A 9,697-nucleotide genomic window follows, 5' to 3' on the forward strand; every position below is an offset into this window, starting at 1 on the left:
GACGATCGGTCAAGCCTCCTGCCAATCTCCCCCCTTGTGGGGGAGATGCCCGGCAGGGCAGAGGGGGGTAAAACCGTTGGCCAGACCCTCTGACCCGAAACTCGGCGTATCCCTGACCGCAGACGGCGCTGACTTCGCCGTCTGGTCGCACCATGCCGAGCGGATCGAGCTCTGCCTTTTCGACGCCGAGGGAAAGAAGGAAATCGCCCGCCACCGGCTGGTGCGTGGCCGCGACGATATCCATCGCATCTCGGTGCCGGCGCTCGGTGCCGGCGCCCGCTATGGCTACCGTGCCTGGGGTGCCTACGATCCCGATAACGGCTCCTGGTTCGACTCCTCGAAACTGCTGGTCGACCCTTATGCCCGCGAACTGGACCGCCCCTTCCGGCACGACGCCCGGCTCTCCATGTTCGGCGTCGACACCGCCGATCTGGTTCCGAGGGCGATCGTCACCCGCGACCCGCTCGCCAAGATCGGCCGGCCGATCCTGCCGTCCGGCGGCTTCGTCTACGAGGTCGCGGTCAAACCTTTCACCATGCTCCACCCGGCGATCCCGGAAAAGCAGCGCGGTACGGTCGCAGCGCTTGCCCATCCCTCGATCATCGCGCACCTGAAGAAGATCGGCGTCGATGCGATCGAGCTGATGCCGATCACCGCCTGGATCGACGAACGCCACCTTCCCCCGCTCGGCCTTACCAACGGCTGGGGCTACAATCCGGTCGCCTTCATGGCGCTCGATCCACGCCTCTGCCCTGGCGGCATCAGGGAACTGCGCGAGACCGTCGCGACGCTGCACCAGGCCGGCATCGGCGCCATCCTCGACCTCGTCTTCAACCATACCGGCGAGAGCGATAGGCTTGGCGCGACACTCTCCATGCGCGGCATCGACAACCGCTCCTATTACCGCCATGTCTATGGCGAGCCCGGCCATCTGGTCAACGATACCGGCACCGGCAACACGGTCGCCTGCGACCATCCCTATGTCCGCCGGCTGATCATCGATACGCTCCGCCATTTCGTCGTCCATGCCGGCATAGACGGTTTCCGTTTCGACCTTGCCCCCGTCCTCGGCCGCACGGAAAGCGGTTTCGATGCCAAGGGCGAGACCCTGAAGGCGATGATCTCCGACGAGGCGCTAAAGGACCGCATCCTGATCGCCGAGCCCTGGGATATCGGGGCCGGCGGCTACCAGCTCGGCAATTTTCCGGAACCTTTCCTGGAATGGAACGACCGCGCCCGCGACGACATGCGCCGCTACTGGCGCGGCGACCAGTGGACGATCGGCGCGCTCGCGACGCGGCTTTCGGGGTCATCGGATGTTTTCGAAAGGTCCGGCCGCAGCCGCACCGTCAACTTCCTCGCCGCCCATGACGGCTTCACCCTGATGGATCTTATCTCCAACGAGCACAAACACAACGAGGCGAACGGCGAACAGAACCGCGACGGCCACGGCGAGAATTTCTCCTGGAACAACGGCGTTGAAGGCGAGACCGACGATGCGGCGATCAACGAGAACCGCCGCCGCGATGCCGCGGCCCTCATCTCCACCCTGTTTGCCAGCCGCGGCACTGTCATGCTGACGATGGGCGACGAAGCCGGCCGCAGCCAGCGCGGCAACAACAATGCCTATTGCCAGGACAATGCGATCACCTGGTTCGACTGGAGCAAGATCGACAAGGTGCTCGTCGAACACACCGCCATGCTCGCCGCGCTTCGAAAACGCTTCACTGTTTTTTCGGAAACCTCCTTCTTCACCGGCAACGGCGATGTCGAATGGCTGTCCGCCTCCGGAAAGCCCATGGAGGTTGGCGACTGGGAAGATCCCGGCAACCCGGTGCTCGGCATGGTGCTGAAGACGCTCGACCGGCAGACCGACAGGGACACCCGCATCGCCATCCTCTTCAACCGCGGCCACGAGCCGGCAAGCTTCGCGCTTCCCGGCTGGGGTTGGAAACATTTCGCCTCCCGGGAGCTGTGGAACCAGGTGCTTTCCGCCCGTTCCGTGCGTTTCTGCATCGAGGAATGACGCGCTGCAAAAATCACTCGCCAACCAGGGCAAACCCTGTAAAGTCCGACAGCTATTGAGCATTTTTGGGGAAGTGCAAGGCGGCGTTTCGTCCGGGATTGTCAACGTCCAGAAGAAATCAGAGAGGTCGCATGCGTGAAATTTCGCTAACCGAAGTCGAAGGTTTGGTTGGCACGGAAGTCGGCGTATCGGAATGGATCACGGTGGATCAGCCGATGATCGACCTCTTCGCGAACGCCACCCACGATCACCAGTTCATCCATGTCGATCCGGAGCGCGCCACGGCCGAAAGCCCCTTCGGCGGCACCATCGCCCACGGTTTCCTGACGCTGTCCCTGCTGTCCGCCATGAACTTCGACTGCGTGCCGAGGATTCGCGAACAGACGATGGGCATCAATTATGGGTTCGATCGCATCCGCTTCATGTCGCCGGTCAAAAGTGGCAGCCGCATCCGCGGCCATTTCACGCTGGCCGAAACCCGCTTCCGCGGTGCCGGCATGCTGATGACCACGTACGACGTCTCGGTCGAGATCGAGAACGAAAGGAAACTGGCGCTCACGGCCATCTGGATCACCATCATCCAGTTCGACCCGAAGGACCGGCCGGAAGGAGTGTGAACGCGATGGCATCCGAAGACGAAATCAGGCAGGCGTTCCGTGAACAGGTCGTCGGGGGCGAGCTCCTGGGGTCACCCTTTACCGCTCGCCTCGGCACGTTGATGCTGGACCATCTCGACCGTTCGACAGAAGTGGGTCGGCGAATTCTAAGCTGGGAAGGCGATCCCGGCACCCGCGGCGACTTGGTTCCAACCCGCCTCGCCGGCGCGCTGCATGCGCTGATCATCGACGGCAAGGACGATCGCTTGAAGGCAGCCTATCCGCCGAACGACGTGGGCGACGACACTCTTTGGACGGCGATTGCCGGTGCCTTCGAAACCCATGAAGCCTTCATTCTCGAACGGCTGAATTTCGCCCCGCAAACCAACGAGGTGCGACGGTCGAGCGGCCTGCTGGCCGGTTTCCTCACCGTCGCCGATCTGTTCCGCAGACCGTTGGTCCTGTCGGAATTCGGTGCCAGCATGGGCCTCAATCTCAATTGGGACGGCTATCACCACGATCTCGGCGGTTTGCTCTGGGGCGATCCGTCATCGCCGGTCCGGCTGAAGCCCGACTGGCAAGGCCCGCCCCCGCCGGATGTCGACATCACCATTACCGATCGCGCCGGCTGCGACCTCAACCCTCTCGACCCCAACTCGCCTGAAGACTGCCTGCGGCTGCTGTCCTACATCTGGGCCGACCAGGCGGACCGGGTGGAACGTACCCGCGCAGCGCTGCAGATCGCCAGAGAGCACCCAGCGTTCGTCGAAAAGGGCGATGCGCTCGCCTGGCTGCGCGACAAGCGCCTGAAGGTGCTTGTGCCCGGCACGGTCCATGTCGTCTACCACTCGATCGCCTGGCAATATTTGCCGCCGGAAGCCCGCTCGGCAGGCGAGGCGATCATCGCCGAAGCCGGCAGCCGGGCGACGGAAGCAGCCCCGCTCGCCCGCCTGCAGATGGAAATGGACGACGATCCGAACAGCGCAGCACTCAGCCTGCAGATCTGGCCGACCGGCGAGACCCGGGAGCTCGCCCGCATCGATCCCCACGGCCGCTGGGTAAGATGGAAGGGCTGGGAAGCATAGGATCGGCGCGCGAACTGTTGATCGCCATTCCCGAAACTTGATGTTAGCCTGTCCTTCGGGTGCTAATGGTTCCGGGGGGATGCTGATGTTTCCGCTGTCGCATATGATGAAATCCTTCATCCGCCGTGGCCGCCTGACGGTCATCGATGCAGAGGGTAACCGCCATGTGTTCGCCGGTACGCCCGGCCCGGCGGTCACCATGCGCCTCACCGACAAACGGCTCTACCGGACCCTGGTATTCAATCCGGAATTGGCGGCCGGCGAAGCCTATATGGACGGCACGATGCGGTTCGAGGACGGCTCGACGCTGCGCGATTTCCTGACGCTGTTTTCGGTCAACCGGCTGTCGCTCGGCTCCTATCCGCTCCAGAAGGTTCTGCGCAGCATCAAGATGCGCTTCCGCAAGCGGCAGCAATCCAACCGCCGCGGCCAGGCGCAGCAGAACGTCGCGCACCATTACGATCTCGGCAACGACTTCTACAAACTCTTCCTCGACGACAACATGCTCTATTCCTGCGCCTATTTCCGCGAGCAGACCGAGACGCTGGAACAGGCGCAGCGTAACAAGCTGCGGCTGCTGGCAGCCAAGCTCGGCCTCAAGCCGGGCATGAAGGTACTTGATATCGGCTGCGGCTGGGGCGACCTAGCGCTCTACCTCGCGAGGCTCGAAGATGTCGAAGTCCTCGGCGTCACCTTGTCGAAGGAACAGCAGGCGCTCGCCTCCTCACGGGCGCAGGCGGCCGGGCTCGACAACCGTGTCCGCTTCGAGCTCAAGGATTATCGCGACGTGACGGAAACATTCGACCGCATCGTTTCGGTCGGCATGTTCGAGCATGTCGGCGTGCATCATTACGACGAGTTCTTCGCCAAGCTGAACAGCCTGATGCCGGACGACGGCCTGGCGGTGCTGCACTCGATCGGCCATATGAGCCCGCCCGGCATGGCAAGCCCGTGGCTGCGCAAATACATTTTCCCGGGCGCCTACTCGCCGGCCCTGTCGGAGGTCTTCGAGGTGGTCGAGCGCAACAGCCTGTGGGTGACCGATCTTGAATTTCTGCGCGTGCATTATGCCACCACGCTTGCCCATTGGTCGGAACGGTTCGAAAAGAACCGTGGTGCGGTCATTGCTCTTTACGACGAGCGTTTCGCCCGCATGTGGGAATTCTACCTGATCAGCGCCGAGATGATGTTCCGCACCGGCAGCCAGTTGGTCTTCCATATGCAACTGTCGCGCTCGCGCGATGCGGCACCGATCGTGCGCGACTACATCACCGATCAGCAGCGCGCCTATATCGAGCGGGAAGCAGGCTTAAACCTTTCGCTGTGAGAGGCTCGGACGACAGTCGGCCCAGCCCAGCGAGTGATCCCCGCTACCTAAGCGCCCATTTCCATCAGCACGAAACCGATGAGTGGCGGCAATGCCGCACCGATCGCGATCTGGGCGGTGCGCGTCGGCGTCAGGCCGACGGCCGAGCCGGAAATGCCGGCCGCGATCAGGCCGGCCATCGGGATCGAGAGGTTCCGGTCGATACCCGGTGCGGATGAGGCGATCACCCCGGCGACGGACGCGCAGGCACCGATCAGCGCGCCTTTCCAAATCTCGATCCCCGCAAGTTTCGCGGCAATCGCCCCGCCGATCACCGCCGCGACGACCGCAATCGCCATCAGTCCGAATTGTTCCATGATGTCCTCCCCTTGTGGGGAGAGAGTGCGGTTCTGCAGGATGAAGTCAAGCCATGCGATTGTCTCAGACGGCGGCGTCCCGCGCACCTTCTGTCAACAGGCCGAAGGCGTAGTCCGAGAACGACCGCCACACCTCCATCCGGAAGGCATCGTCGCCGGTTCGCAGAAGCACGATTTCCACCTTGCCGAAAACGGTCCGCGAGCAGGCGCCCACTGGAAAGACCCTCAGTGACAGGTCCTGCGGGCAGCCGGCATTGATCGCCGCTGCAGCCCCCGGCCCCGACACAATGATCGCCGTATTGCGGTGGGAGACGTCGGTCGCCGAATGCAGAGCGCCGGAATTCTTCGCAGCCTGCGTCAGCCCGCCGTTCTCTTCCGCGATCACCAGCCATTCGTCCGGCCCGAGCCACAGCGCCGAACGACCATTGGCGGAAGCCGACGTTTTCGGCCTGACCGGCAGATCGACGCCGAGCACCGAGGAGAGTGCTGCGACATCCTCGGCCCTGGCGCGCAGCGAAATGCGCTCGGCGGGCGGTGCGGCTTCGAGGCGGACGGTCGATGAACCGCCGTGGAAACCGGAAAGAGGCAAAGTACGGTTTGCCAGATCAGCCCCAGAATCAGCCATGGATGTGGCCTCCATCCTTGTCGAAGAACACCATGTCGGTCACTTCCACTTCGATCGTCCTGTCTTTCAGCGGCACATAGAGCGTCTCGCCGATCCGCGCCCTTCCGCCGGCAACCAGCGCCAGCGCGATCGAGCGGCCGCAATTTTCCGACCAGTAGGCGGAGGTCACATGGCCGAGCATGGTCATCGGCTTGGCCTGGTTCGGATCGGCGACGATCTGGCCGCCCTCCTCCAGCACCAGCGCCGGATCCTTCGTCAGCAGCCCAACGAGCTGCTTGCGGCCCTCGCGTACCAGGTCCGGACGCTTCAGCCCGCGAATGCCGACGAAATCCGGCTTCTTGGAGGAAACAGCCCAGCCAAGGCCCGCATCGTGCGGCGTCACCGTGCCGTCCGTATCCTGTCCGACGATGATATAGCCTTTTTCGGCGCGCAGCACGTGCATCGTCTCGGTGCCATAGAGGCAGGCGCCCATCGGCTCCGCCCGCTCCCAGAGCGCCTTCCAGACCGCCGGACCGTAGTCCGCCGGCACGTTGATTTCGTAACCGAGCTCGCCGGTGAACGAGACGCGGAAGAGCCGCGCCGGCACGCCCATCACGCTGCATTCCGCCACGCTCATATGCGGAAAGGCCTCGTTGGAAATATCGACGCCCTCGACGAACGGCTGGATGATCTCGCGTGCCTTCGGCCCCTGCACGGCGATGACCGCCCATTGCTCGGTGGTCGAGGTGAGCCAGACCTTGAGATGCGGGAACTCCGTCTGCAGATAGTCTTCCATATGATGCAGCACGCGCGGCGCCCCGCCAGTCGTGGTCGTTACATGGAAGCGGTCCTCGGCAAGCCGGCCGACGACGCCGTCGTCATAAACGAAACCGTCCTCGCGAGTCATGATCCCGTAGCGGCTCTTGCCGGGTTTCAGGCTGTCCCAGGCATTCGTATAGATGAGGTTGAGGAACTGCGCCGCATCGGGACCTACCACCTCGATCTTGCCGAGCGTCGAACCGTTGAATACGCCCGCCACCTCACGCACCGTTTTGCATTCGCGGTTGACGGCGGCCAGCATGTCCTCGCCGCGCTTCGGGTAATACCAGGCGCGCTTCCAGTTGCCGACATCCTCGAACTCGGCGCCCTCGGCCGTTTCGAGCGCGTGCATCGGCGTCTTGCGCGCCGGATCGAAGAGTTCTCCGCGCGAATGGCCGACCAGCGTGCCGTAGGTGACCGGCGTGTAGGGCGCGCGGAACGTCGTCAGCCCTACCTGTGGGATCGGCCGGTCGAGCATTTCGGCAGCGATCGCCAGGCCGTGCATGTTGGAAAGCTTGCCCTGGTCGGAGGCCATGCCGTTGGTGGTGAAGCGCTTGATATGCTCGATCGAGTGCATCCCCTCGCGCACCGCAAGGCGGATGTCCTTGGCGGTCACGTCGTGCTGGAAATCCACGAAGGCTTTTACCGTCGTATCCGGCCCCGCACCTTCCGCCGCACCGATCATGCCGCCGGTCCATTCGAACCGGTTTTCGCCGGCAAGGGCGATCGAACCGCCACCCGCCACAATCGCCTCGTCGATCAGTTCGGCCAGGTCATCCGTGCCATTACAGCCGCCGACGGAAACGCAATCCTGCGCATAGATATTCGGCAGGAAACGCTGGTTGACGTCGTCGAACCGGAGTTTTCCACGCGACTGCGAAAACAGATGCACCGAAGGTGTCCAGCCGGCCGAGACGATCAGGGCGTCGACAGCAATCTTGCGGGCATCGCCGCCGCCGTTGCGCGCCACCGTCATCGAGGAAATCCGCAGCCGGCCGCCGGTATCGGTCACCGAATGGCCGCTCAAAACAGAAATCCCGAGCGCACGGGCTTCCGCCAGCAGCGCCTCACCGGGATCGGCGCGGCAATCGACGATCGCTGCGATCGAGACGCCCGCCCGCTTCAGGTCGAAGGCCGTCTCGTAGGCCGAATCATGCGCCGTATAGACGCCGACCTGCCTTCCGACCGCGACGCCGTGATGGTTGAGGAAGGTGCGTGCCGCTGACGCCAGCATGATGCCCGGCCGGTCGTTATTGGCAAACACCATGTGCCGCTCGATCGAACCGGTGGCCAGCACCACCTTCTTGGCTCGCACCTGCCACAGCCGTTCGCGGGGCAGGTCCTTGCCGGGCTTCGCGACATGGTCGGTCACCCGCTCCACGAGGCCGAGGAAACCATGATTGTAATAACCGAACACCGTCGTGCGGGTCAGCACCGTCACGTTCGGCATCGCCTTCAGCTTTGCCGCCGTCGCCTGCGCCCAGTCGTAACCGTTCTGCCCGTCGATCGTGGTCGCGGCATCGTAATGCAGCGCGCCGCCGACTTCCGGCTGTTCGTCGACGAGGAAAACGCTTTGCCCCGTCGCAGCCGCCGAAAGTGCCGCCGTCAGGCCGGCAACGCCGGCGCCGGCAACCAGCACGTCGCAATGGGCATAGCGGTTGGCATAGTGATCCGGATCTTCTTCGGTCGGCGCAACGCCAAGGCCGGCCGCACGGCGGATGAAGGGTTCGTAGATCTTCACCCAGGCCTCGCGCGGCCACATGAAGGTCTTGTAGTAGAAGCCGGCCGCAAAGAACGGCGAGAACAGATTGTTGATCGCTCCGACATCGAACTTCAGCGACGGCCAGCGGTTCTGCGAGGCGATCTTTGCCCCGTCGAAGACTTCCTGCACGGTCGCCCGCACGTTCGGCTGGCGCCGCGCCGCATCGCGCGAGACGTCGATCAGCGCGTTCGGCTCTTCCGGACCGGCAGACAAGATGCCGCGCGGCCGATGATATTTGAACGAGCGGCCAAGCAGATGCACGCCATGCGCCAACAGCGCCGAGGCGACCGTATCGCCTTCCAGCGCGGTATAACTCTTGCCGTCGAAGGTGAAGCGCGCCGTGCGGGCGGGCGTCAGCCGCCCCGCACCCTTGATGCGGAAGGTGCCGGAATTGGAGGAGGCGCTCATCGGGCGTCTCCTTCTGTTGCTTCATAGGTCTCGACGGTCTCTTCGGAAGCTCCGGTTTCGGACAGTACCTGCTTCGGCATTCCCGCCTTGTAGGTCATCAGGAACCGGTCGCTCACCGTGTCGCGCGCCGCGTTGAAGAACCGGCCGCAGCCGTGGATATGCCGCCAGCGTTCATAGGTGAGGCCTTTTTCGTTGTTGCGCAGGAAGAAATATTCCGCGAATTCCTCGTCGGAAATCGCCGAGATATTCTCCGGCCGCGCAATATGCGCCTCGCCGGCCCAGCGGAATTCCAGTTCCGAGCGGTCTTCTTCGCAATAGGGGCAATGGATCAGCAGCATGCGGGGCTCCGCAGGGGTTGGGAGGATGAATGTGAGCGAGGCAGGCTCCCACTGATCTCCCCCCTTGAGGGGGAGATGTCACCGAAGGTGACAGAGGGGGGTAGCGACGGTGCGGCAAATACGGCGTCGGAAGAATATACCGAGAGGGTTACCCCCCTCTGCCCTGCCGGGCATCTCCCCCTCAAGGGGGGAGATCGGTATGCCGCACCGTCTTCTCCCATGCGTGACCGCCGTGGAGTTGGAGCGAAGGGCACAATTTGGTCCGGAAGGCAAAACATCCCGCCCCTCATCAATGCGCCACGGCGGCGGCCGCCGCCTCGTCGATCAGCCGGCCGGTGCGGAACCGGTCGAGGTTCAGCCCCGCTGCCAGCCGGTG

General features: G+C 63.7%; 8 protein-coding genes. 4 read left to right on the top strand and 4 right to left on the bottom strand.

Annotation, left to right across the window (positions count from 1 at the left end; all coding sequences use genetic code 11):
• The first annotated feature begins 76 nt into the window (after positions 1 to 76).
• The 4 genes from glgX to MOV61_RS14815 all read left to right on the top strand — a co-directional run bounded on the left by glgX (position 77) and on the right by MOV61_RS14815 (position 5,034).
• Positions 77 to 2,026 carry a glycogen debranching protein GlgX gene (gene glgX, locus MOV61_RS14800; protein ID WP_247137104.1) on the top strand — a complete coding sequence of 650 codons (1,950 nt, stop codon included), beginning with the start codon at positions 77 to 79 and terminating at the stop codon, positions 2,024 to 2,026.
• A gap of 131 nt (positions 2,027 to 2,157) precedes the next feature.
• Positions 2,158 to 2,643 carry a MaoC family dehydratase gene (locus tag MOV61_RS14805; protein WP_247137105.1) on the top strand — a complete coding sequence of 162 codons (486 nt, stop codon included), beginning with the start codon at positions 2,158 to 2,160 and terminating at the stop codon, positions 2,641 to 2,643.
• Positions 2,644 to 2,648: 5 nt separating this feature from the next.
• A complete protein-coding gene (locus MOV61_RS14810; RefSeq protein ID WP_247137106.1) occupies positions 2,649 to 3,707 on the top strand; it encodes a DUF2332 domain-containing protein in 1,059 nt (352 codons plus the stop codon).
• An 85-nt stretch (positions 3,708 to 3,792) separates the two neighbouring features.
• The gene (locus tag MOV61_RS14815) at positions 3,793 to 5,034 is read left to right on the top strand and encodes a cyclopropane-fatty-acyl-phospholipid synthase family protein (RefSeq protein WP_247137107.1); all 1,242 of its coding nucleotides are present in this window, start codon (positions 3,793 to 3,795) and stop codon (positions 5,032 to 5,034) included.
• A gap of 47 nt (positions 5,035 to 5,081) precedes the next feature.
• Here MOV61_RS14815 and MOV61_RS14820 read toward each other — a convergent pair whose 3' ends face one another.
• The 4 genes from MOV61_RS14820 to MOV61_RS14835 all read right to left on the bottom strand — a co-directional run bounded on the left by MOV61_RS14820 (position 5,082) and on the right by MOV61_RS14835 (position 9,321).
• Positions 5,082 to 5,390, bottom strand: a complete 309-nt coding sequence (locus MOV61_RS14820; RefSeq protein WP_247137108.1) for a hypothetical protein — start codon at positions 5,388 to 5,390, stop codon at positions 5,082 to 5,084.
• A 64-nt stretch (positions 5,391 to 5,454) separates the two neighbouring features.
• Entirely contained in the window at positions 5,455 to 6,015 is a 561-nt protein-coding gene (locus MOV61_RS14825) for a sarcosine oxidase subunit gamma (protein ID WP_247137109.1), read from the bottom strand.
• On the bottom strand, positions 6,008 to 8,983 hold the full coding sequence (locus MOV61_RS14830; protein ID WP_247137110.1) for a sarcosine oxidase subunit alpha: 2,976 nt from the start codon (positions 8,981 to 8,983) through the stop codon (positions 6,008 to 6,010). The genes MOV61_RS14825 and MOV61_RS14830 overlap by 8 nt, the downstream gene beginning before the upstream one ends.
• Complete coding sequence (locus tag MOV61_RS14835) at positions 8,980 to 9,321, bottom strand: sarcosine oxidase subunit delta (RefSeq protein WP_247137111.1); 342 nt, start codon at positions 9,319 to 9,321, stop codon at positions 8,980 to 8,982. Before MOV61_RS14835 ends, MOV61_RS14830 begins: the two co-directional genes overlap by 4 nt.
• Positions 9,322 to 9,697 lie beyond the last annotated feature (376 nt).

It is taken from the genome of Neorhizobium sp. BETTINA12A (genome assembly GCF_023006485.1).
GTDB lineage: Bacteria > Pseudomonadota > Alphaproteobacteria > Rhizobiales > Rhizobiaceae > Neorhizobium.

What these genes read in the sequence shown, in the direction of transcription:
- MOV61_RS14825 (WP_247137109.1), bottom strand. Translation starts at nt 6,015, where the DNA reads ATGGCTGATTCTGGGGCTGATCTGGCAAACCGTACTTTGCCTCTTTCC.
- MOV61_RS14830 (WP_247137110.1), bottom strand. Translation starts at nt 8,983, where the DNA reads ATGAGCGCCTCCTCCAATTCCGGCACCTTCCGCATCAAGGGTGCGGGG.
- MOV61_RS14815 (WP_247137107.1), top strand. Translation starts at nt 3,793, where the DNA reads ATGTTTCCGCTGTCGCATATGATGAAATCCTTCATCCGCCGTGGCCGC.
- MOV61_RS14820 (WP_247137108.1), bottom strand. Translation starts at nt 5,390, where the DNA reads ATGGAACAATTCGGACTGATGGCGATTGCGGTCGTCGCGGCGGTGATC.
- MOV61_RS14835 (WP_247137111.1), bottom strand. Translation starts at nt 9,321, where the DNA reads ATGCTGCTGATCCATTGCCCCTATTGCGAAGAAGACCGCTCGGAACTG.
- MOV61_RS14805 (WP_247137105.1), top strand. Translation starts at nt 2,158, where the DNA reads ATGCGTGAAATTTCGCTAACCGAAGTCGAAGGTTTGGTTGGCACGGAA.
- MOV61_RS14810 (WP_247137106.1), top strand. Translation starts at nt 2,649, where the DNA reads ATGGCATCCGAAGACGAAATCAGGCAGGCGTTCCGTGAACAGGTCGTC.